General features: G+C 47.9%; 24 protein-coding genes. 12 read left to right on the forward strand and 12 right to left on the reverse strand.

From position 1 onward, the window contains the following. Window positions 1-4: 4 nt before the first annotated feature. Together Q0277_RS07795 and Q0277_RS07800 are read left to right on the forward strand one after the other, a co-directional pair. Window positions 5-1,498, forward strand: a complete 1,494-nt coding sequence (locus Q0277_RS07795; protein ID WP_297997031.1) for an RNA ligase — start codon at window positions 5-7, stop codon at window positions 1,496-1,498. An 84-nt stretch (window positions 1,499-1,582) separates the two neighbouring features. Continuing rightward, on the forward strand, window positions 1,583-2,179 hold the full coding sequence (locus tag Q0277_RS07800; protein WP_297997033.1) for a phosphoesterase: 597 nt from the start codon (window positions 1,583-1,585) through the stop codon (window positions 2,177-2,179). A gap of 954 nt (window positions 2,180-3,133) precedes the next feature. Here the strand turns inward: Q0277_RS07800 and Q0277_RS07805 are convergent. The 12 genes from Q0277_RS07805 to Q0277_RS07860 form a co-directional block, all read right to left on the reverse strand. Then, entirely contained in the window at window positions 3,134-4,231 is a 1,098-nt protein-coding gene (locus Q0277_RS07805; RefSeq protein WP_297997071.1) for a HAMP domain-containing sensor histidine kinase, read from the reverse strand. 18 nt (window positions 4,232-4,249) lie between these two features. Beyond that, on the reverse strand, window positions 4,250-4,912 hold the full coding sequence (locus tag Q0277_RS07810; RefSeq protein ID WP_297997034.1) for a response regulator transcription factor: 663 nt from the start codon (window positions 4,910-4,912) through the stop codon (window positions 4,250-4,252). 476 nt (window positions 4,913-5,388) lie between these two features. After that, window positions 5,389-5,919, reverse strand: a complete 531-nt coding sequence (locus Q0277_RS07815) for a DUF1104 domain-containing protein (RefSeq protein ID WP_297997036.1) — start codon at window positions 5,917-5,919, stop codon at window positions 5,389-5,391. Between the two features lie 398 nt (window positions 5,920-6,317). Further along, window positions 6,318-6,863, reverse strand: coding sequence for a superoxide dismutase family protein (locus Q0277_RS07820; protein ID WP_297997038.1), 546 nt, complete (start codon window positions 6,861-6,863; stop codon window positions 6,318-6,320). Window positions 6,864-6,928: 65 nt separating this feature from the next. Next, complete coding sequence (locus tag Q0277_RS07825) at window positions 6,929-7,597, reverse strand: ABC transporter permease subunit (protein WP_297997040.1); 669 nt, start codon at window positions 7,595-7,597, stop codon at window positions 6,929-6,931. Then, window positions 7,594-8,295 (reverse strand): molybdate ABC transporter substrate-binding protein, encoded by a 702-nt coding sequence (gene modA / locus Q0277_RS07830; protein ID WP_297997041.1) that lies wholly within the window; start codon window positions 8,293-8,295, stop codon window positions 7,594-7,596. Before modA ends, Q0277_RS07825 begins: the two co-directional genes overlap by 4 nt. Before the next feature lie 116 nt (window positions 8,296-8,411). Continuing rightward, window positions 8,412-9,263 (reverse strand): ModD protein, encoded by an 852-nt coding sequence (modD, locus tag Q0277_RS07835; RefSeq protein WP_297997042.1) that lies wholly within the window; start codon window positions 9,261-9,263, stop codon window positions 8,412-8,414. A 2-nt stretch (window positions 9,264-9,265) separates the two neighbouring features. Further along, a complete protein-coding gene (locus Q0277_RS07840) occupies window positions 9,266-9,763 on the reverse strand; it encodes a nitroreductase family protein (RefSeq protein WP_005869576.1) in 498 nt (165 codons plus the stop codon). Window positions 9,764-10,159: 396 nt separating this feature from the next. Then, complete coding sequence (locus Q0277_RS07845; RefSeq protein ID WP_297997043.1) at window positions 10,160-10,309, reverse strand: hypothetical protein; 150 nt, start codon at window positions 10,307-10,309, stop codon at window positions 10,160-10,162. Between the two features lie 134 nt (window positions 10,310-10,443). Then, the gene (locus tag Q0277_RS07850; RefSeq protein WP_297997045.1) at window positions 10,444-11,112 is read right to left on the reverse strand and encodes a tRNA threonylcarbamoyladenosine dehydratase; all 669 of its coding nucleotides are present in this window, start codon (window positions 11,110-11,112) and stop codon (window positions 10,444-10,446) included. Next, on the reverse strand, window positions 11,105-11,884 hold the full coding sequence (gene surE / locus Q0277_RS07855; protein ID WP_297997047.1) for a 5'/3'-nucleotidase SurE: 780 nt from the start codon (window positions 11,882-11,884) through the stop codon (window positions 11,105-11,107). Before surE ends, Q0277_RS07850 begins: the two co-directional genes overlap by 8 nt. Before the next feature lie 393 nt (window positions 11,885-12,277). Then, window positions 12,278-12,778, reverse strand: coding sequence for a hypothetical protein (locus tag Q0277_RS07860; protein ID WP_297997050.1), 501 nt, complete (start codon window positions 12,776-12,778; stop codon window positions 12,278-12,280). A 68-nt stretch (window positions 12,779-12,846) separates the two neighbouring features. On the opposite strand from Q0277_RS07860, the gene Q0277_RS07865 reads away from it, so the two are divergent. The 10 genes from Q0277_RS07865 to Q0277_RS07910 form a co-directional block, all read left to right on the forward strand. Next, a complete protein-coding gene (locus Q0277_RS07865; RefSeq protein WP_297997052.1) occupies window positions 12,847-14,034 on the forward strand; it encodes a DUF354 domain-containing protein in 1,188 nt (395 codons plus the stop codon). Between the two features lie 48 nt (window positions 14,035-14,082). Then, entirely contained in the window at window positions 14,083-14,574 is a 492-nt protein-coding gene (greA, locus tag Q0277_RS07870; protein ID WP_297997053.1) for a transcription elongation factor GreA, read from the forward strand. Between the two features lies 1 nt (window position 14,575). Continuing rightward, window positions 14,576-15,583, forward strand: a complete 1,008-nt coding sequence (gene argC, locus Q0277_RS07875) for an N-acetyl-gamma-glutamyl-phosphate reductase (RefSeq protein ID WP_297997055.1) — start codon at window positions 14,576-14,578, stop codon at window positions 15,581-15,583. Window positions 15,584-15,625: 42 nt separating this feature from the next. Next, entirely contained in the window at window positions 15,626-16,360 is a 735-nt protein-coding gene (locus Q0277_RS07880) for a UDP-2,3-diacylglucosamine diphosphatase (RefSeq protein WP_297997057.1), read from the forward strand. Window positions 16,361-16,391: 31 nt separating this feature from the next. Beyond that, the gene (serB, locus tag Q0277_RS07885; protein WP_297997059.1) at window positions 16,392-17,015 is read left to right on the forward strand and encodes a phosphoserine phosphatase SerB; all 624 of its coding nucleotides are present in this window, start codon (window positions 16,392-16,394) and stop codon (window positions 17,013-17,015) included. Beyond that, complete coding sequence (locus tag Q0277_RS07890) at window positions 17,008-18,015, forward strand: transaldolase (protein WP_297997061.1); 1,008 nt, start codon at window positions 17,008-17,010, stop codon at window positions 18,013-18,015. Before serB ends, Q0277_RS07890 begins: the two co-directional genes overlap by 8 nt. Further along, window positions 18,015-19,232 (forward strand): PilT/PilU family type 4a pilus ATPase, encoded by a 1,218-nt coding sequence (locus Q0277_RS07895; protein WP_005869553.1) that lies wholly within the window; start codon window positions 18,015-18,017, stop codon window positions 19,230-19,232. The genes Q0277_RS07890 and Q0277_RS07895 overlap by 1 nt, the downstream gene beginning before the upstream one ends. Before the next feature lie 249 nt (window positions 19,233-19,481). Beyond that, window positions 19,482-20,018, forward strand: coding sequence for a 50S ribosomal protein L25/general stress protein Ctc (locus Q0277_RS07900; protein ID WP_297997063.1), 537 nt, complete (start codon window positions 19,482-19,484; stop codon window positions 20,016-20,018). An 8-nt stretch (window positions 20,019-20,026) separates the two neighbouring features. After that, complete coding sequence (gene pth, locus Q0277_RS07905; RefSeq protein ID WP_297997065.1) at window positions 20,027-20,584, forward strand: aminoacyl-tRNA hydrolase; 558 nt, start codon at window positions 20,027-20,029, stop codon at window positions 20,582-20,584. Further along, window positions 20,581-21,318: LptF/LptG family permease (locus Q0277_RS07910; protein WP_297997066.1), on the forward strand; the 738-nt coding region annotated here is incomplete at its 3' end. The genes pth and Q0277_RS07910, both read left to right, overlap by 4 nt.

Raw genomic sequence — 21,318 nt, forward strand, 5'->3', positions numbered from 1 at the left:
TAAAATGAGAAAATTTATAGTGGTTCGCGGACATGCGGGCTCTGGTAAAACGACTTTCGCAAAAGAGAAAATTAAAGAATTTCAAAACGAATACCCGCAGGCGCAAATTTATCATCTGGAAAACGATATGTTTCTAACCGATGAGGCAGGGGTTTATACTTGGTCGCCGAAGCTTTTGGAGGACGCAAAGCGCAAGGTCGCCCGCGAGATAAAGCAGGCGTATAAATTTGCTCTGGAAAACAAAGATAAAGACGTTCTTATCGTGCTTAGCAACGTGAGCGCGCGCACCAAAGAGCTGCTAGGCCTAAAAGAGCAAGCCGCCCAAAATGGATTTATTTTTGAATGCTTTAGAATGCAAAATTTCTTCGCCTCCGAGCACGGCGTCGATGAAGATACCGTAATAGCGATGTTTATCAAGGTCGCAAACAACAAAATAGAGGGCGAAATTTTGATCCCGCCCGTTAATCCTATGAGCGAAAGCGTAGCGCAAAAGATCAAAGACGCGGCGGCTCTAAACAGGCGCGATCTGCCCTTTGATGCGGCGCAAAATACCTACGTAACGAAAAAATATATCGCCGCTACGCAGGATAAAAGGCTTTGGAGCGCGCGTCAAAGCGAGCTTTATCCCGAGCTTCGCACCTACAAATACTCAAAACGCGTCTTTTTCAAAGCCGATTGGGATAAGGCGTTGCTCGAGATGCGCGGGCTCATAATGGACGATGATCTAAATATCATCGTGCGTCCGTTTAAAAAGATCTATAACTACTCGGAATTTACCTCGCACAAAAGCCTTTATCCTATCGATATCACAGACGATACGCCCGTGCTTGCCGTGCGAAAGGTAAACGGCTTTTTGGGGTGTTGCACCTACGTAGATGCCCACGAAAGCGGCGCGAGCTTTAACCGCCGCGTCATCTACTCCACGACGGGATCGACCGATAGTAGATTTGCGCAGATGGCGCGCGAGCACTGCTGTAAATTTGAAGAGATTTTCAAACGCTATCCAAATAAAACTTTTTTATTTGAGATCACCGACGAGAGCGATCCGCACATCGTAGAAGAGGAGCTAGGCGAGACCTTTATCGGGCTTATCGACGCTAAAACCGGCGCGCAAGAGAGCGAATTTGAGCTGGATAAAATCGCCGCAAGTACCGCCGGAGTGCTAAAAAGACCTTTTTATAAAGAGGGCGAGCAGTATCTAAAAGCGAGCTTTTCGGAGCTTAAAAATATAGTCAAAGAGGCAAAATTCGAGGGCTTTATGGTGTATATCCCAAGCCAAAACGATTTTTGCTTTAAGATGAAAACGCCTTATTATCTCGTGAATAAATTTTTTGCTCGTAGTAAAAACGAGGCGCTTTCCGGTAAACTGGATAAAACCAAGCTCGATGAGGAATTTCACCCCTTGATCGATCACATTAAAGCAAACGAGCGAGAATTCAGATCCCTTGACGAGCAGGGCAAGCTAGGCTTTATAAAAGAATTTTTAGAAAAAGTTTAACGATTATCGTGCGAATATTTGGCGCCGCGTAAATTTACGTAAAGCTCAAATTTGATGCGGCGATTAAAATTTAAAGGAAAAATGATGATATTTTTTACCTCTGATTTGCATTTTTATCACGGCAATATTATGAAATACTGCCCTAAATTTAGGGATTTTAACGACGTAAACGAGATGAATGAAAAGCTAATAGAGCTCTGGAATGCCGTAGTGGGGCCCGAGGATACGGTTTATGATCTGGGCGATTTTGCATTTTGTAATAAATTAAAGGATCTAAAAAGCGTAGCGCGCAGGCTAAACGGCTCGCATGTGCTGATTTTAGGCAACCACGATACGCTCATTAGCCAAAACAAAGTAGCGCTGCTACGCGAGCTAAAAGACGACGGAAATCCTATTTTTAGCGATATCCTGCACTACAAGGAGCTAAATTTTGACGGCGGCGCGGGCGCAATAAAGGACGGCAAAACGGGTATCAGCATCTGTATGTTTCACTATCCCATAGAGGAGCACAACTACGCCTCGCGAGGCTCTTTTATGCTTCACGGACACTTGCACGACCGCGCTTCCAGCCTAGAGGGGCGCATACTAAACGTAGGCTTTGACTCGCACGGCAAAATTTTAAGCTTAGACGAGATCGTGCAAATTTTAGGGCAAAAGGAGATTGCGGCAAGATATTCGTGATCCGGGCTAAACACGGACAGCCGCAGCATTGATTTAAGCGTAGCCTACTGTAACATCTTGTAAAAGCACCCGCATAATACGGGAATAGGCAAAGGACTCGGCGGCATCTTTATCGATAAGCACGCACACACAGGCTTTGCGTGGACGAAAGATAAGCTAGGGATGTATCACGGCGAAGCAAGGCTCGGAGCTAAACCGATCGTTTACTGACCGCTAGGCGGGAAATTATAAAATTTAAGCAGGTGGCAGATAGCGCGAAGGTCGTAGGAGCGCCCAGCAAGAGATGATCAAATTTAGCCTCTTTTGTCTCGTTTGCTCTTTAACCCCGCGTAAATTTTAAAATTTGCCGCACGTTTTAAAAAGGATCGGCGTGCGTTTTAAAGGGCGGCTATGCGCTTAAAATAGCTGCGTTGCCCGTTTTAGACAAGCTCTACTCTACTTCGGCGGGGCGGAGCTTGTCTAAATTTTAAAATTTATCCGCGTGTAGTCCGCGCCAACTCGCCGAGCGGCAAGAATGGGAGGAGGGATAGCTTCCGTTCGAGTATCAAAACCCAAAATGCGCGCCTTTTGTGCGGGCTATGAATACGGCATGTATGAGATAGCAGGGCAGGGGCGAACTTAACGCGCGCCGCGAAATTTTCACGAAATTTTGCCGATTGTCGCGCGCGGTTTTATCTGCACCGCCGTTAAATTATATCCGTAGCCGCCGCGATCTTGCCTGAGTTCACATAGAATTCCACGGAATTTTATAGAATTTTAGCTGCGTATTTTGCAAACTGATCGGCGAAATTTTGCGGACGCGACCGAATTGCATGCGTAAATTCCGCCGTCAAATTATAATCTGGCGCAAATTTTGACGGACGGAATCGCTAGCTAAATTTAAAACCCGCGCGGTTAAGCCTAGCAAGCCCGCCTGCTAAAATTTCGTTCGCGCAGAATTTCATTTGGGTAAAGTTAAAATTCCAGCCGAAACTCCGTCTCGCTAGGCTCGCTTCTGCACGAAATTTTAAGCCCAAGCTCGTCGCAGTATTTTTTCACGATAAAAAGCCCGATGCCAAAGCCGCCGTTACGTTCGTCAAAGCGGGTGTAAAGCTCGAAAATATGCGGCAAATTTTGCCGCGCTATGCCCGCGCCGCTGTTTTTGATGCGAAGCGAACGCTCGCGCAGGCTCACCTCGACGCAGCCGAGCTCATCACAATATTTTATCGCATTGCCAAGCAGATTATCGATGATCTTTCGCAGCTTAAACTCATCCGCGCAAAAGGCTACCGGGCGCAGATCGGCGCTTAAGCTTATGCGCTTTTGCTCCGCAGAGACGCCGAAATACTCTATGCGGCTTTGCAGCAGCTCGCCTAAATTTACCTCTCGCCCGCTGCCGCTTTTGTTTAAGCTTAGCGCGGTTAGATCCTCAAACAGCGCGTTTATCGTATTTGCGCCCGCCTTGATATTGCCCAGATATTTTTTCGGCTCGGTATCGAAAAGCTCGATACTCATCAAAATCACGCTAAGCGGGGTTTTTATCTCGTGCGTCGTGTCGCGGATGAAGCCGTCAAGAAACTCGATCTTTTCGTAAAGTGGGCGCAGCGAAAGGCGGATGATAAAATACGCGATCAGCAAAATAAGCGCCAAAACAAGCGCGCTCGCGGCTAAAATTTTAAGCTTCAGCGCCGCTAGCTTGCCCTCAAGCGCCTCCGTTTTGATCGCCACGTAATACTCCGTGCCGTCCTTGGCAGTGAGATTAAACTGCTCGATCCTGCCAGACCCCTCCATATACACGCGCGGTGCGTCATCCTTCGGCTCAAAATCCCGCGCGATCTCATCGCTGCTATTCAGATCCGCCGCGTATGCCTGCATGGCGTCGAAATCGCTCTCTTTTAGGCGTCCGCCGCGTGCGAGCTTAGCCTCTAAGCCGTGCTTGAAATCTCTGATCGCAAAGGCATCGCGATCCGCGATAAAAAACTTCTCCCGCTCGTAAAATACGCTGCTTACCAGCGCCAAAAACAAGACGCTGGTAAGCGTATAGAGCAAAAAAATAGGTAGAATTTGACGCATTTTGGACACGGCGCGCTCTTAAAGATATTTGTAGCCGAGCTTGGAAGCGTTTATGATGCGATCCTTGCCCAAAATTTTTCGCAGCTCAGCGATATAAACACGCAGGCTAAGCTCGCTCGGACTTTCGTCGTAGTCCCATAGCGCGGCGAAAATTTCATCTTTGCTAAGGAGCTTATCGCGGTTTTTTAGAAGCAGAGCAAGAAGCCGCGCCTGCTTTTGCGGCATCGGCACGAGCCTATCTGCATAATATAGCGCGCGCTGAGCCATATCGAAGCTAAAACCTCTGCCGATATTTTCGCGTCTGGCGGCGTTGTGGACGAAGGTGCGCTTTAATAGATTATCCGCGCGCAGGGCTAGCTCTTTTAGCTCGAAGGACTTTTTGAGGTAGTCGTCGCAGCCGCTTCTAAAGCCGCTTTCGATGTCTTGCAGAGTATTTAGCGACGTCGTGAAAATGCACGGTGCGCCGCGCCCCGCCTCGCGCAGCTCGCGAAGTAGCGCAAAGCCGCTGCCGCCGATGATTTTGACGTCGAAGATCCATAGATCGAAGCTCTTTTCGTACGCTAAAGAGAGCGCCTCGTCGTAGCTTTTACTACCGCTGACCTCGTGCCCCGCGCCGCGCATATAGGTGCACATCATATCTAGCAGCATCCTCTCGTCCTCGACGATCAAAACCCTTGCCATAGTTCATTTCCTTGCGTAGAATTTTTGAAATTATACCCTGTGAAATTTCACGTAAAATTTAATTGCGAAATTTCACGGCAAAATTTTATCATGGCGAAAACGATGCGTCTTGGCTCAAGAGCACGCTTCGTAAATTTAGATTGCTCACCTAGCAATTAATTTGCGCAGTGCGCCAAGCGGCGCAAGAGGCTAAAATTTTACGATATAAAATTTTCGCGCCGCGGAATTTTAAAATTTACAGGCAAAACACTGGGCTTTAAAATTTTGCCGCTATGAAATTCTAAATTTCGCGATATAAAATTTCGCGGCACAGAATTTCAAAACCTCGCCTGCGCCGATAAGGTTTTGCGAAATTTCATCGGCGCTACGCCGCATAAATTTCAAGCTAAAATTCTAAAATTCTCGCGCCGTGTTTCGATAAAACAAAATTCCGCGCAAGTGCTGCGCGGAACTACGTAGCTTGCGCGTAAGCGGCACTATTGTGCCATAGGGCACACAGTAGCGCCCGCGTTTTGGTTGCACGGCATCTCGCCTCTTGGCGGCATTGCCAGACCCGCGCCGCCGCCCATTCCTTTATGCGGCATATGGCCGCATTCGCCGGGAGCCACCTGCGATCTATGCGGACCAAACCCGTGAGCGGGCCTTTTAAATTTGCCGAAATTGCCGCGATCTTTAAGCTCGATATCGAGCCTATCTGCTTGCTCAACGCTTAGCTTGCCCGCCTGGGCGTTATAGTTTTTTCTAAACTCGTCTAGGAATTTCTCGCGATCCTCGACGCTCATAGCGTCTAGCTTCTTTTTAAACTCGGTCTTAAATCCGCGCTTGAGATCCCTTGCCTGCGCTCTTAGCTCGCCCGCGCGCTTATCGATCTCAAACGCCGCTTCGCTTAAGCTCTTGGCATCAGCGCCCGCGACTGCGGCATTGATCTGCTCGGGAGTGCTCGAGCTAAAATCTGCGGCGAACAGCACGCCCGCGACTAAAACGCTTGCTAAAACAATCTTTTTCATTCTCTCTCCTTTGTGAAAGTTGGCATAATTGTAGGAAAAAGTCGTGAAGAAAAAGTTAAGTAAAGCTACACCGTCAAAATAGCTAGGCGTCGTAAATTTAAAGCTTTGATTTAAATTTAGAAAATTTTACGCCTCTGCGACAAAAACAAAGCGGAAGCGCAATGCGCACAAACAAGGCTAAATTTTAAAATTTTAAGCGGAAGGCAAGAGGTGTGCAGCGCGTAAATTTAACATAAATTTTGCGCTGCATAGGTTGTATTAAAGCCCGCCGCGTTTAAATTTAACGGCAGAGCGGGCGTATCTCGGCGCTGCGAACGGCGAAATTTCGTCGCGTAAATTTAACCGCGGGCGAGTAAATTTAGAAATTGCGGATGATTAAATTTTATCCGCAACGAGGCTTATTTTATAACGCCGCAGACCATTCTAGCGCCGCCGCCACCGAGCGGTTTCGGATGGTCGCTGTGGTTATCGCCGCCTACGTGAACCATCAGCGAGTGGCCCTTTAGCTCATCTAGGCTCTTGATCTTCGGAGCTAGCACCGGATAGACCGCATTACCCTCAGCATCCACGAAAAGTGCAGGCAGATCGCCCTTGTGGCCGCTATCGTCCCAAGCGAACGAGTGCTTTTTGGTATCGTTCGGATCCCAGTGACCGCCAGCTTTCATGCCTAAGCCCTTCTCGGTCGCGCCGCAGTCGGCGTTTTGATGCACGTGAAAGCCGTGCACGCCGCTAGTAAGACCCTTTAAATTCGGGAAAAACGCCACGCCGTAGTTCGTCTCGACCGCTACGACCTCGCCGACGGTTACGTTGCCCTTCTCGCCTAGTTGCTCCATCGCAATGACGAGGTGCTTGCCGGTCTTAGGGTCGAAATTTTGCATATCGCCGTGCTCGTGAGCGATCAAGGCGCTTGCGACTAAAATTGATGAAATTAGAAATTTCTTCATGATAAATCCTTTAAAATGAAATGTGAGTGCAATTTTATCCAAAAATACTTAAAAAATAATTTTTCTTATTTAGATAAATTTCGCTTTTTATCTAAAAGACTTATCACGAAGAATAAAATCAAGCTAAAAATTACGAGCAAAACGCTTAAAATCAGCGCCCGCTCGTTTTCTCCGTCATACACGGCACCCATGATCGCAAGGCTTAGCGTGTCGGTTTTACCAACGATGTTTCCGCCCAGCATCAGCGTGATGCCCACTTCGCCAAGCCCGCGCGAGAGCGCTAAAATGAGCGCGGAGCTGAGCGTTTTAAGCGAGCTTGGAAGGATGACGAGGAGAAAAATTTGAGCTCTGTTTTTACCTAAAATTTGCGCGGCTTCGATTAGGCTTTTAGGAAAGAGCTCAAAGCTCGCGCACACCGGCTTTACAAACAGCGGCAGCCCCACCAAAAATGCGGCGATTACCAATGAAGAAAAGTTAAAAACGATGTCTAAATTCAACGCAGAGCCGATAAATCCGCTCTTTTCGAAGATGTAAAGAAGCATAAATCCCGTCGCGATCGGCGGGAAGATAAGCGGAAAAATTACCAAAATTTCGACGATCTTTTTAAATTTGGCTTTGCTGAAAGCTAAAAAATACGCAATCGCAAGCCCTGCCGTAATCAGCAGCAAAAAGCTGCAAAATAGGGCTTTGACGCTTAAAAGCAAAGGATGCGCGATCCAAGCGATGTTGCTCATTTAAGACCGAATTTTGAAAAAATCTCTTTTGAGCGGTCCGATTTAAACTCCTTCATCACCTTTTCGCAAAGCGCCTGCTCGCCGCACGCGCTAAGCATTGCGATGCCGATGTATGCGGGGCTGTAGAGGCTCTCGTCGATGTAGATGATCGAGCCGAACTCATCTTTTTTGGCGACCGCTTCGGTGCTGTTGATAAAGCCCGCCTGCACCTCGCCGTTGATGACGTATGCGACTACCTGCGGCACGTCCGCGACGGCTAAAATTTTATCTTTTACCCCATCCATCTTGGCGTTTTGTAAAAACTCGTTCATTCTGATACCGTAAATCGCCTTTTTAGGATCTGGCATCGCGATTTTATCGAACTTTTCGATCTCGGAGACATCGTTTATTTTGATATTTTTCGGCGTTACTAAAACAAGCGTGCCGCGCCCGACGCGTTCAAATTTAGTGATATTTAGATCGCTTTTTTTCAAAAACGCCTCGTCGCCCACGATGAATGAAATTTTATTCTCGCGCGATTGAATGACGAGCTGGCCGAGGTTGGCAAACGATCCCGCCACATCCATGCCCTCTTTTTTCAAATTTTCGATCACGGCCGAGACAGGCTTTTTGTATCCGCCGCCGGCTGCGATTATCGGCTGATCCGCGCAGAACGAAACGCTTGCCGCAAGCGCTAAAATAAAAGCAATTTTTTTCATGAAAATCCTTTTTTGAAATTTTAAGAATTCTACAAAATATACTCTTATTTATTAATAAATCCCGCTTTTTTGCGGATCTAAGGCGCACAGCCCGCATTATAATTAAAATTTAATATTTAGATAAATTCTATCTTTCCGCTCAAATCGCACACGCCCTGATTCCAAACCGCCGAGCTTACGAGCACGTCCGCGCCGGTAGCCGCAAACTCTGCGCAGTTATTTTTATTTATGCCACCCGCAGCGCAAATTTTAATCTGCGGCGCCGTCTCATCTCGCCTCAAAACACAAGCTCTAAGCTCGCCAGGGCTCATCTTATCGCACATTATCGCATCGGGTGCGTAGCCTAAGAGCTCGCTAAATTCGCGCTCGCTCGCTACTTCGATCATGATCTTTCGCTCGGGTGCGCGCTCTTTAAATTTAGCGACCTGCGCGCAAAACTCGCTAAAGCTCGCAAACGCGCGAATGTGATTTGAAAAAAATAGGATACTATCGTGCAGCCCCAGGCGGTGCATCGTTCCGCCACCCACGATCAGCGCATTTACGCAAAGCTCCTTCGCAAAAGGAAAACTCTTGCGCGTCGCACCCAGCACGCAGCGCGGATTCGCCTCTCGCATCAGCGCAACCATCTCGTGCGCGTAAGTTGAAATTTTGCAGGAGTACTCAAACACGATCTGAACGATCTTCCAAGCCTTATGGAGGCTCTCGAAGCTTCCTTGCGCGCTAAAAATTTCATCTCCTGCGCAAAATGCGCTTCCCTCGCGCGCTAGCCGCTGCGTCTCGCAACCAAAGCGCGCCGCTACTTCCCGCGCGATTCCTCCACCGCTAAAGATCAGATCCTGCCTCGTTACGATCGAAAGCCGCGCGGGCGCGTTTAAATCCACGAAGTCTTGCAAAAGCTCGGTCGTAAGGTCCAAAAACGCGCCGTCGCTAGCGATTAGATCGTCGATTTTACTCTGCGAAATAAACATATCTAGCCTACGAAGTGAATTTTAGCGGGCTCAAAGCGCGAGTGCGCCTTTGTGACGCGAGACGGAAAGCCCAAAGGCATAATGCAAAACGCCTCCAAATGCCCAGGCAGATCCAAAATTTCTCTTACACGCTCCATCGCGTAAATATCGGGCGCTACACCTAGCCACGTGGTGCCAAGCCCCAAATGGTGCGCCGCCAGCCAGAGATTTTCTGCTGCACAAGCGCAGTCGTAGCGAGCGTAGGGCTGGAATTTTAAGCCACTTTTGCGCGTGCAGACCACGATCGCAAGCGGCGCGTCTTTCGTGCAGCCGCCGTAGGTGCCGACGCTGCTAAGTAGCGTAAGCGCGGTGCGATCGCGCACTACGTAAAACTCCCATGAGCGTTGGTTGCCCGCGCTAGGGGCTTGCATCGCGGCTTTTAGCACGAGCTCGATCTGATCGTCGCTCGGCATTTTTTCGGTAAAATTCCGCACGCTCGTGCGTGTAAAAATTTCATTCATCGCTGCTCCTTTAAATTAAATTTCTAAATTCCGCTTTTTGCGAGCGGTAAAAAATGGAATTTAGAAGTAAGCTTGCCGCTGCGTTTGCTTGAGCCTTGCTTACACTTTACGCTTATTTAGGCGCTACGCGGCGACCGATGCGCGCTAATTTGGTTTTGCTTGCCTGAGCACGCCTCTTTTTGCATCGGAAAGCGTAAAGTCGCGATAAAATTTCAAGCCTCATCACTATGAAACACGCCGCATAGGATAGCTGCGCGAACTTAATTCAATCAAAATTTCGCTCACGAGCAAGCTTGCGATCCACGTATTTAAATTTTAATCCTAGGCCGCTATCTGGCGCCCGCTAAAATAACCCGCGCCGTATAGATTGACCTACGTGCGTAGCTCGCGTGGTCCTTAAATTTCATCTCGCACGCAAGCCTGCGCCGATCTTTGCGGATAAAATTTTATCCTTCGCAGCAATGAAATTTCACCTTCGCGCCGAGCAAATTTTATCTTCGTCGTCTGGAAAATTCCGCTTTCGCCGCTTTTGAATTTTAACCGCATCGCGCGCCGCAAAGCACCGGCCGCGCCGTACCACATGCAAAGCGCGCTCAGATCAAAAGCTCAAAATATATAAAATTTAACCGCCAAGCACGACTAGGCGGAGCCATGCGCCGAAGCGCTATGAAATTTAAGCGTTAAGCCTGCTCGCCTATCAGCCTGCGCACGACGTAGCTTGCGATGAAAAGCCCGAAGCTCGCGGTCACGCCCATGAAGCTACCCATCGATTTGACGCGTGGCGGCTCGCTAGAGCAGACGACGTCAAAATCGCCCGCAAAGCCGCGTTTTCGCAGCTCATATCTGATCTTGCGCGCGAGCGGATCGCCTTGCGTCTGCCAGATTGAGCGGATTTCGATTTTAGCGGGATCGAGCCTCTTTGCGCCGCCCATCGAGCTTACAAATCCTACGCCCGCCTCGCTACAGCGCAGCGCAAGAGCGATTTTAGCGGGCACGTCGTCGATCGCATCGATTACGAAATCAAATTGTGCTAGATTAAATTTAGACAAAAATTCCTCATCGATCCTAGCGACGATCGGCGTTATGCCTTTAAATTTGCGCGCAAAAACCTCGCATTTTAGCTCGCCTACGTGCTCGCTTCCAAGCTGGCGGTTTTGATTAGTGATCTCGAAGCGATCGCAATCGATCACGCTTAGATTTGCCGCGCCGCTGCGGTACAGCGCCTCTATCGCCGCTCCGCCCACACCACCGCAGCCGCAGATTAAAATTTTAGCGCTTTGAAGCCTTGCAAAATCCTCGCCGAAAAGTAGGCGCGAGCGCGAAAAGCGGTCTACTACAACTTCACTCATCGTTTTTCATCCACCTTTCTAGCGCGCTCATCTGCTCGTGCGCGGTTAAATTTAGCTTGATCGGACTTAACGTCGCTCGCCCCTCAAAAAGTGCCGAAATGTCGCTGTTTTCGTTCCTACTCGCATCAAAGTCGAACGTGGATTTGCCGAGCCAATAATACTCCATTCCGCGCGGATTGCGATTTAGCTGCGCGTCGGTATCGTAGAGCTTCTCGCCGCAGGGCGCAACCGAAAGCCCCTTAAAATCCTGCTTTGAGACGGCAGGGACATTTAAATTTAAAAACTGCTTCGGCGGCAGCGGAAAGCCGTTTTTGAAAATTTTTCTCACTAGATCAACCGTGAGCTCGCACGCGAGATCAAATCCGTATCGCTGCAGCGAATCCGCGACGTAAAACTGGCTCACCGCAAGTGCGGGAATGCCTTGCAAAACCCCCTCCATCGCGCCTCCGCAAGTGCCCGAATAGGTTACGTCCTCCGCGACGTTGGCGCCGTGATTTATGCCGCTTATCACAAGATCGGGCTTGCGGTTATACAGCGCGCGGAGTGCCAAATACACGCAGTCTGCGGGCGTAGCGTCATCGAGTTTGAAAAATCCGTCGTCGAGCTTGATAAATCTAAGCGGACGGGTAAGAGTAAGCGAGTGCGAGCAGGCCGATTTCTCCGAGCTCGGCGCTACGATAGTGACGTTTGCGACCCCTCTTAGCGCGCTTGCGAGTTCCAAAAGTCCGCGCGCTTCGAATCCGTCGTCGTTGGTGATTAAAATTTCTTTCATATTCTCTCTTTAGCTAAAATTTCATGACAGACCTATCAGAGCGGAATTCTGTCTGTAAAATTTTAGCGCTTAATTCTTTGCTATGCAAAAATTGCTATTTAGCTTGCGTGGCATAAAATTCCGTCGCGCCAAATTTTTCAATAAAATTCCATGCAAACTTAAATCGCAAAATTCATAGAAAAATTCCGCCTTTTTGCTACGAAATTTTATCTTTTTTCGCTACAAATTTTTATAGCTTTTTATAGCCTGACACGCAATTTCATCGCCTAAATTTCACTTTCGAAATTTCTTAAATTAAATTTTGCGACCACACTCCGCAACTCGCCACAAAATTTCGCCTTTTAAATTTTCGCACCTATGCAAATCTGCGGCATAAAATTATGCTAGACTTATCTATAACCCTGCTTTGCGGCATATCTCCTCGCTCACCTGCGAATCAAGTAGGTGCGAGCTTGGATAATCGTAGAAAAATCGGTGCACTTCACGCACTCCGCTTCGCAATAAAGCTCGCGTACTAGGTGCGTTGCAGTCATTTTCGGTAATATCCTTGGTTAGCAATTTGAGATATTTTTGCCGATCGGAGCTTTTCAGGCTCGCCCAGCCAGGGCTTAGCGAGTAGGCATAGATCAGATCGCTTCCTTGTGCGCTAATTTCTTCGAGGAAGGCAAACTGCGCGACCTTAACGTGGGGCTTGGCGCCGCCTATGTCTGCTGCGATCTCGCTAGCTGCGGCTTTAGCGACGAGTGCGGGCGAGCCTAGCTTACTAAGCGCCTCAAAACGCGCCGTTACTGCGGGATCCTCGGTGACTTGATGCTTTTGGTATTTAGCCGCACCGCAACCGCCCAGCAACATCGCGAACGCGCCGCATAACGCTAAAATTTTAAAATTTATCATCTTAAATCCTTTGTCGGCTTAATTTTAGCACATTTTGCTATAATTAACAAAAATTTAAAAGGCTAAATTTGAAATACCTAATCTCTTGCCTAGAACCCTCGGCGAATCTGCATTTTAAAGAGGTTCTAGCGCATCTTAAAAAGCTCGATCTCGCTTGCGAGATTTGCGGAATTTTCGATGAAAAGCTGGGCTCGCCGATATACAAAAGCAGCGAGTTTTCGGCGATGGGCTTTGTTGAAATTCTGCCGTTAATTTTAAAAGCCAAGCGCGCGATGGCGCAGATGACGCGGCTTGCGGCGGAGTGCGACCGCGTGCTTTTGATCGACTCGCCCGCGTTTAATTTGCCGCTTGCTCGCGCGATCAAAGAAAGCGGCGCGCGCGCGGAAATTTTATATTATATCCTGCCGCAGGTTTGGGCGTGGAAGCCGCACAGAGCGGAGAAGCTGAAAAAATTTTGCGATAATCTGCTCTCCATTTGGCCTTTTGAGGCGAAATTTTTCGGCACGGACTACGAGGTAGATAAAAGCGCTGTGCCGCAAGAAGCGGAGAGCAAAGACTCTGCACTACAAGAAACAAAAGATAAAGACGCGGCGCCGAAAGAGGATGTCGCGCGCCCAAGCAAGCAAAGCGCCAAAACCGCAAAGTACTCTTTCGTGGGGCATCCGCTGCTTGATGAGATAAAATTTCAAAAAACAAGCTACGAAAAACGGGGCAAGATCGCCTTTATGCCGGGCTCTCGCAGAGCTGAAATTTCAAGGCTGATGCCGATTTTTAGAGCACTTGCGCCTAAATTTGAAAATAGCGAGCGAGCTCTGATAATCCCGCCGCATCTGATGGATCAAAGAGATGAAATTTACGGGCCTCTGGACGGCTTTAGCATCGCAAACGATACTCCCGCCACGCTTAAAGATTGCGATTTTGCCTTCATCTGCTCGGGTACGGCGACGCTTGAGGCGGCGCTCATCGGCACTCCGTTCGTGCTGTGCTACAAGGCTCGCGCGTTTGACGTTTGGCTCGCGCGAAAGCTCGTAAAGCTAAAGCATGTGGGGCTTGCAAATATTATTTTTGATTTTTTGGGCGAGGAGCCGCTGCACGAGGAGCTTTTGCAAGGCGAAGTAAGCGCGCAAAACCTACTCGCCGCATATGAGCGCTGCGACGCCGCTAAATTTAAACTTGCGAGCGAAAAGCTGCGAGATTATCTGAAATTCGGCTCCAGCGAAAACGTGGCAAAAATTTTAACGCAGCCTGCGAGCTAAAATTTTAAGGCTAAAGCTTATATAATTTGATAAAAAGAAAGGAAGATTATGACGACAGAACCAATGACGCTTTACGGATATGAAAAGATCACCTCCGAGCTCAAAGAGCTTCAGAGCGTGAAGCTGCCTCACATCGTGCAGCAGATCGACATCGCGCGCGGACACGGCGATCTGAAAGAAAACGCCGAGTACCACGCGGCGCGCGAAGAGCAGGCGTTTCTGCTATCGCGCATCGCCGAGCTTAGCGACATCGTCTCTCGCTCAAAGATCATCGACCCCTCGACCTACGAGCACGACCGCGTAAAATTCGGCTCCACCGTTACCTTTATGGACGTGGAGACCGAGCGGGAGGAGGTTTACACGATCGTAGGCCTTAGCGAGGCCGATATTTCAAGGCATCTCATCAATATCAATACGCCGCTTGCGCGCCAGCTTTTAGGCAAAGCCGAAGGCGATGAGGTGGTGCTTCAGCTTCCATCGGGTACCCGCGACGTAGAAATTCTAAGCGTCGAATACAAGCCGATTAAATTTGAGAATTAGCGTGAAAAAAGTAGGCATCATCGGCGTTAGCGGCTATACGGGGCTTGAACTGATTAAAATTTTACTTTCTCATCCGGGCTTTGAAATTTCATATTTGGGTGCTTCGACGCAGGGCGAGATAAGCGAAATTTTCCCGCAACTTCGCGGGGTTTTGCAGATGCGCGTAGAAGCCGCGGATGCTCGCGTTGCGGCGCAAAGATGCGATCTTATTTTTTTGGCGTTGCCGCATGAAAAAGCGATGGAATTTGCTCGCGAAATTTTAAAATTTAAAAGCGTCAAGGTAGTCGATCTATCGGCTGATTACCGCCTAAGTCGCGAGCTTTACGAGAAAAATTACACCACGCATTTAGATCCTCGTAATTTAGCCCACGCCGTTTACGGGCTACCCGAGCTAAATCGAGAAAAGATCCGCACGGCGCGACTTACTGCAAATCCAGGCTGCTACCCCACCTGCTCCATTTTGGCGCTCGCGCCGTTCGTGCGATTGCTCGATCCAGATACCGGCGTATTTATCGACGCAAAAAGCGGAGTAAGCGGCGCGGGCAAGGCTCTTAAAACGAGCAGCCATTTCGTAAGCGTAAACGAAAACGCGGGCGCCTACTCGCCGATCTCGCATCGCCATGCAGACGAGATCAAAGAGCAGCTACAAATTTTAAAAGGCGGCGAATTTAGCACGCTTTTCGTGCCGAATTTGCTGCCGATTACGCGCGGAATGCTGGTTAGCGCGTTTGGCGTACTGCAAAAGAGCGTGGATGCTGAGGCGGTACTGCGGGAATTTTACGAAAATGAGCCTTTCGTGCGCGTCCGAAGCGAACCCGTGAGTATAAAAAACGTCGCAGGGACGCACTTTTGCGATATTTTTGTAAAAACAGCGGGCGATAAAATTTGGATCAACTCGGCGATCGATAATCTTTTGCGCGGAGCATCGTCGCAGGCGGTCGCAAACGCAAATTTAATGTGCGGATTCGCCGAAGCTACGGCGCTGCCGCGTATCGCACATGGAATTTAAGCGATGTGCTTTTTGCAAAAGCCGTCACGCGCGAGAGCCTAGATGCAAAATGATCAAATTCAGACGATAAAACCGGGCGCAGTCTTTATCGGCGATGCGCACGCGGGCGCGAGCAGGTCGCAATTTTTGAAATTCTTGCGCGCGCTGCGTTCTGCACAAAGCTTGCCGCCTCAAATTTTTATGATGGGCGATATGTTTGATTTTTTAGCAAACACGACTTACGTGCAGCGCTTCTACAAAGAGGAGATTGCACTAATAAACGAGCTGTCGCAAAAATGCGAAATTTTTTACTTCGAGGGCAACCACGATTTTAATCTGCGCGAAATTTTCCCCCGCGCAAAAGTTTATCCAAACGACGTGCAGCCCGTTAAATTTATGAGCGAGAGTGGCGAAGCGGTACAGATCGCGCACGGCGATCTGTTTTTGCCGCACCTGACGCAGTTTGCGCTGCTTTCGCTGCGAAATAGAGCTTTTCTGAAATTTATGGATCTGCTCGATCGCGCTTTGAAATTTAAAATTTCAAAGATGATCTTAAAATCGCAGGAGGGGAAAAACCTCTACAGAAAAATGCCGGATTTCAAGGCCATAATTGCGCCAAAGATCGATTTTTACGCGGCAAATTTGATCATCGAGGGGCATTATCATCAAGATGAAATTTTATATTTTGGCGAAAAAAAATATATAAATTTATGCTCGTTCGGGGTTAGGAGCAAAATTTACGAGGTCGCAAAAAGCGAAAAATTTATGCTAATTCCAAAAAACTTAAACTTAAATTAGCTATAATTCCTAAATTTTTGCGAGGATATTTATGATAAAGCTTTGTGTTTTCGACTTTGATTCTACGCTGATGGACGGCGAAACAATAGGTTTTTTCGCCGCTAAAATGGGCACGCAGCGACAAGTTAGCGAAATTACGAAGCGGGCGATGGCGGGAGAGCTTGATTTTTTCGAGAGCCTTAGCGAGCGAGTGGCGCTTATAAAGGGGATGAAGCTTAGCGATGCTAAAGCTATCGCAGAAAGCCTGCCTTTCGTTTGCGGCGCTAGCGAGATCATCGCGTATCTGAAAAATAAAGGCATAAAAGTGATCGTCTTTAGCGGCGGATTTCATCTAGCCACGGACGCCGCGCAGAAAAAACTGGGTTTTGACGCGAGCTTTGCGAACTATCTGCATGAAAAAAACGGAATTTTAACCGGGCTTTTCGGTGGCGAGATGATGTTTGGATACTCAAAAGGTACGCTGCTTGCGCAGCTTAAATCGCTGATGGGGCTAGATACTAGCGAGGTCATGTGCGTGGGAGACGGCGCGAACGACGTTTCGATGTTTCGCGAGGCGGGGCTTAAAATCGCCTTTTGCGCGAATGAAATTTTAAAAGAACACGCGAGCGTCTGCATTGAAAAAAAGGATTTGAAGGAGATTATGAAATATGTATGATAAAGCCCTAAATTTCAGCCTTTGGTGCGACTTTTTGGAGCGCGATTTTATCGATAAAGATTTCGACGAGCTGATCAAAAAAGGGATAATTAACGGCGCGACTTCCAATCCCGCGATCTTTAAAAACGCAATCCTAAGCTCTCCCGCATACGACTCGGCTAAAGAGGAATTTAGAAAAAAAGAGCCTAAAAAACTGTATGAAATTTTAGCCACTGCGGACATCAGAAGTGCGGCGGAGAGCCTGCTTAAAAATTTCATTAACGGCGATGACGGCTTTGTGAGTATCGAGGTTGATCCATGCTTTGCAGACGACGCCGAGGCGATGTACCGCGAGGGCAAGCACCTATATAGCACGATCGGCATGCCAAACGTTATGATAAAAATCCCTGCTACGAAGGCAGGCTACGAAGCGATGCGCGATCTGCTAAAAAAAGGGATCAGCGTAAACGCGACCTTGGTTTTTTCGCCGGAGCAGACCGTAAAATGTATAGAGGCGATAAAAGAGGGGATTGCGGGCTTTCGCCGCTATTTCCCTAAGGCAAATTTACCAAAAACCGTAATTAGCATCTTCGTTAGCCGCTTCGATAGGTTACTGGATGAAAAAATGGCCACGGCGGGCCTTCCTACCGGCAAAATCGGCACGATGAACGCTTCAAAATGCTACAATATCATCGCTAAAGAAAATTTAAACTACGTAAAGCCGCTGTTTGCGAGCACGGGCGTAAAAGGAGACGATCTGCCGAGGGATTACTACGTAAGCGAGCTGATGTATCCGGGCTGCGTAAATACTGCGCCGCTTGAGACGATAGAAGCCTTTATAAGCGGCGATCAAAAACCCAAAATGCCGCCTAGCGACGCGCAGATAGAGGAATTTTTCGCTCGCGTAGCGGATGCTAAGATCGATATGAAAAAGGCGTATAAAAAGCTGCTGGATGACGGACTGGCGGCTTTTGAAGAGGCATTTAAAGAGATAATAAAAACACTTAAAAAGGAGAAATGATGGCGGGTTCTATAGATTATTCGCAGTATCAAGTTGACGCTTCTACGCTGGATTTTAAGCAGCGAGATAGGCTAAATAAATATTTGGAATTTCTAATCCAAAACGGCGGTAGCGACCTTCACATAAAATCGGGCGCGGTTATCAGAGGGCGCATCCACGGCGAGCTGGTAAAATTTAGCAAAACGCCATTTTTGAAAGAAGATGCGATGACGCTGGCTAAGGAGCTTCTCATCACGCGCTTTCCAGAGCTCATCGAGAAAAAGAGCGTGGATTTTACCTACAAGCTAAACGAAGATTATCGCTTTCGCGTTAATATTTTCTTTCAGATCGACGGTATCAGCGCGGTTTTCCGAACGATCCCGGTTAAAATTCCAGAGATCGACGATCTAGGTCTGCCGCCTTCGATCAAAGATATTTGCGACACGGCTATGCGCGGCGTCGTGCTACTTACGGGACCTACGGGAAGTGGAAAGACGACAACGATCGCAAGCATGATCAATCGCATAAATAGACAAAGAACCAGCCACGTCGTTACGATCGAAGACCCCGTGGAATTCGTATTTAAAGACGATAAATGCATCATCAATCAGCGCGCTATCGGTGAGGACTGCAATAACTTCGCCGATTCGCTTCGCGCCGCGCTACGAGAGGATCCAGACGTAATATTCGTGGGCGAGATGCGTGATTTGGAAACGATCGAGACTGCGCTTCATGCCGCAGAAACGGGCCACTTAGTGTTTTCGACGGTGCACACTATTGACGCAAAAGAGACGGTAAACCGAATCATTGCGATGTTTGAGCAGGCGGAACAGGAGCGTATCCGAATGACGCTAGCATCCGTCTTAGAGGCGGTCATCTCTCAGCGCCTTGCCCGTACTATCGAGGGCAAGCGCGTAGCCGTCGTTGAAATTTTACGCAAAAACACCCGTATTAAGGATATGATACTTGATGCGCGCGACGACGAAATTCCTGACGCGATCGCCGACGGTCGCAACACCTACGGCATGCAGACCTTCGATCAGCACCTACTTGATCTTTACAGAGACGGCGTCATCACCCGCGAGGAGGCCCTGGATAAGGCCTCTAAGCGAAACGATCTCGATTTGCAGATAAAAAACGTGGATCTTGCCAAAAAAAGGGATTTGGCGGCGGAATCCGGAGAGAGCGCCGAGGAGATGCTCGCAGGCGAAGTCGTACAACTAAAAGAGATCCGCTAAGTCGTAAATTTTAAAATTCTAAATTTTTACAATTTAAAATTTTAAAGAATTCTGTCTGCTGCCGCGCGGGCAGAATTCTATTCGTCTGTCCCATTGTGTACAAATATGCCGTGACTTGCAGGATTTAGCGTAAATTTTAATCGGCTAAATTCCGTGCGATTTTACTTCTAAATTTCATCGTGGCGCTTAAATAGATTTAAAGCAACATTTAGCTATTATCACGCTTCATTTTTTCACAAAGGAAACCTAATGTTAGAAGGTATCGTTAGAGATAGTATCGGTAAAAGGGCTTCAAAATCCCTAAAACGAGATGGTTATCTAATCGCTAATATTTATGCGAAAGGATTTGAAAATATTAACGCAGCGTTTAAAGTAAACGACTTTATCAAGGCTATGCGCGCAAAAGAAGATCTTCCTTTCGAGGTTAGCGTAGGTGGTAATACATATCGCGTCATCGTGCAAGAATACCAAAAACACCCCGTCACAAATACCCTAACTCACGTAGATTTGCGAGTAGTTCAGGATGACGTCGTAAGCAAATATTTAGTGCCGGTTAAGGTAACTGGCGTCGCTAAAGGGCTAAAAAATAAAGGTATTTTGGTGCAATCCAAGCGCCGTATCGCCGTAAAATGCGCTGGCAAAGATCTACCAAACGATTTTACGCTCGATGTGAGCGATCTTGACGTAGGCGATTCACTTTTGATCCGAGACATTCCGGTAAAAGAGGGCGTCAGCATCATTCTAGACGGCTCAGTAGCGGTAGTCGGAGTTACTTCGGCTAAATAGGGGCGCCTATGATACTGATTGCAGGACTTGGGAATCCTGCTCAGAAATACGCAGACACCAGACACAATGTCGGTTTTATGCTAATCGACGAAATTTTAAAGACGGGCGGCTTTAGCGAGCTTGGCGCGTCTAAATTCCAAGGCGAGCTTTTTAAAAAGGGCTCGCTGCTTCTTTTAAAACCCCAAACTTTTATGAACTTAAGCGGCAACTCCGTAAAGGCGGTGAATGATTTTTACAAGCCCGAGCGCATCATTGTGGTGCACGACGATATAGATTTGGATCTGGGCGCCGTTAAATTTAAAAAAGGCGGCAGTAGCGGCGGACACAACGGCATCAAATCGATCGATGCGCTAATCGGTGCGGATTACGAGCGCGTGCGTATCGGCGTGGGTAAAAAACAGCATGGGCAGGATGCGGCAAATTTCGTGCTTGGAAATTTTAACGAAAGCGAGCGCGAAAAGCTAGGCGAAATTTTACCCTACGTCGCGCGCGCGGTAGAGGAGCTCATTTGCTCGGATATAGAGCAGATCGCGCAAAAATTTACGATTAAAAAGGCTAGGGTGTGAAGTTATACGTAAAATATGCGGCTCTTTCCTATCTGAAGTATTTTTTTATCCTGCTAATAGCCCTTGAGTGCTTTTATGTAGGCATCGATGTGCTTACCAATCTCAAAGATTTTCCTTCAAGCGCGAATACCGCTCTTTTGTATATCGCCCTAACGGCTGCAGTCGCGCTTAGCTACACGCTGCCGCTAAGCCTCATTTTCGCGCTGATTTTAATGATGTTTAATATGATTAGAAGCAACGAGCTGGTGAGCTTTTATGCGCTTGGGGTTAGCAAAAACGCTCTGATAATCCCTCCATTTTTGATCGCACTTGCGATTACTGCAGGCTTTATAGCTTTAAATTCCACCCCGTTTGCATACGCATTAAAATTTCAAAAGAATTTAACCGATTTATCGCCTACGGGAGGAGATATGTTTTTGAAATTTGAGGGTAAATATATCTATATCAAAGCTCTAAACGGCAAAAACGCAAATGATATAACGATCTTTAATATAGGGGATAACTCCGTTGCTTCACGCTCGCATGCAAGCTCTGGCGAATACGCAGGCAAAATTTGGCATCTGCGCGATATAAATACCACTACTTTACCAGCGCAGCTTAAGCTTGGAGGAAGTGGATTAAGAAGTGAGTTTAACGTGCAGAGCGAGGCGCTTAAGGGCTTTGATCCAAGCTCAATTGCGAGTGTTTATGATACGAGTAATGTATATTCGATCAGGGATGCTTTGTGTTCGATC

Source organism: uncultured Campylobacter sp. (genome assembly GCF_938030815.1).
Classification (GTDB): Bacteria; Campylobacterota; Campylobacteria; order Campylobacterales; family Campylobacteraceae; genus Campylobacter_B.

What these genes read in the sequence shown, in the direction of transcription:
- Q0277_RS07795 (WP_297997031.1), top strand. Translation starts at nt 5, where the DNA reads ATGAGAAAATTTATAGTGGTTCGCGGACATGCGGGCTCTGGTAAAACG.
- Q0277_RS07800 (WP_297997033.1), top strand. Translation starts at nt 1,583, where the DNA reads ATGATATTTTTTACCTCTGATTTGCATTTTTATCACGGCAATATTATG.
- Q0277_RS07805 (WP_297997071.1), bottom strand. Translation starts at nt 4,231, where the DNA reads ATGCGTCAAATTCTACCTATTTTTTTGCTCTATACGCTTACCAGCGTC.
- Q0277_RS07810 (WP_297997034.1), bottom strand. Translation starts at nt 4,912, where the DNA reads ATGGCAAGGGTTTTGATCGTCGAGGACGAGAGGATGCTGCTAGATATG.
- Q0277_RS07815 (WP_297997036.1), bottom strand. Translation starts at nt 5,919, where the DNA reads ATGAAAAAGATTGTTTTAGCAAGCGTTTTAGTCGCGGGCGTGCTGTTC.
- Q0277_RS07820 (WP_297997038.1), bottom strand. Translation starts at nt 6,863, where the DNA reads ATGAAGAAATTTCTAATTTCATCAATTTTAGTCGCAAGCGCCTTGATC.
- Q0277_RS07825 (WP_297997040.1), bottom strand. Translation starts at nt 7,597, where the DNA reads ATGAGCAACATCGCTTGGATCGCGCATCCTTTGCTTTTAAGCGTCAAA.
- modA (WP_297997041.1), bottom strand. Translation starts at nt 8,295, where the DNA reads ATGAAAAAAATTGCTTTTATTTTAGCGCTTGCGGCAAGCGTTTCGTTC.
- modD (WP_297997042.1), bottom strand. Translation starts at nt 9,263, where the DNA reads ATGTTTATTTCGCAGAGTAAAATCGACGATCTAATCGCTAGCGACGGC.
- Q0277_RS07840 (WP_005869576.1), bottom strand. Translation starts at nt 9,763, where the DNA reads ATGAATGAAATTTTTACACGCACGAGCGTGCGGAATTTTACCGAAAAA.
- Q0277_RS07845 (WP_297997043.1), bottom strand. Translation starts at nt 10,309, where the DNA reads ATGCGGTTAAAATTCAAAAGCGGCGAAAGCGGAATTTTCCAGACGACG.
- Q0277_RS07850 (WP_297997045.1), bottom strand. Translation starts at nt 11,112, where the DNA reads ATGAGTGAAGTTGTAGTAGACCGCTTTTCGCGCTCGCGCCTACTTTTC.
- surE (WP_297997047.1), bottom strand. Translation starts at nt 11,884, where the DNA reads ATGAAAGAAATTTTAATCACCAACGACGACGGATTCGAAGCGCGCGGA.
- Q0277_RS07860 (WP_297997050.1), bottom strand. Translation starts at nt 12,778, where the DNA reads ATGATAAATTTTAAAATTTTAGCGTTATGCGGCGCGTTCGCGATGTTG.
- greA (WP_297997053.1), top strand. Translation starts at nt 14,083, where the DNA reads ATGACGACAGAACCAATGACGCTTTACGGATATGAAAAGATCACCTCC.
- Q0277_RS07880 (WP_297997057.1), top strand. Translation starts at nt 15,626, where the DNA reads ATGCAAAATGATCAAATTCAGACGATAAAACCGGGCGCAGTCTTTATC.
- serB (WP_297997059.1), top strand. Translation starts at nt 16,392, where the DNA reads ATGATAAAGCTTTGTGTTTTCGACTTTGATTCTACGCTGATGGACGGC.
- Q0277_RS07890 (WP_297997061.1), top strand. Translation starts at nt 17,008, where the DNA reads ATGTATGATAAAGCCCTAAATTTCAGCCTTTGGTGCGACTTTTTGGAG.
- Q0277_RS07895 (WP_005869553.1), top strand. Translation starts at nt 18,015, where the DNA reads ATGGCGGGTTCTATAGATTATTCGCAGTATCAAGTTGACGCTTCTACG.
- Q0277_RS07900 (WP_297997063.1), top strand. Translation starts at nt 19,482, where the DNA reads ATGTTAGAAGGTATCGTTAGAGATAGTATCGGTAAAAGGGCTTCAAAA.
- pth (WP_297997065.1), top strand. Translation starts at nt 20,027, where the DNA reads ATGATACTGATTGCAGGACTTGGGAATCCTGCTCAGAAATACGCAGAC.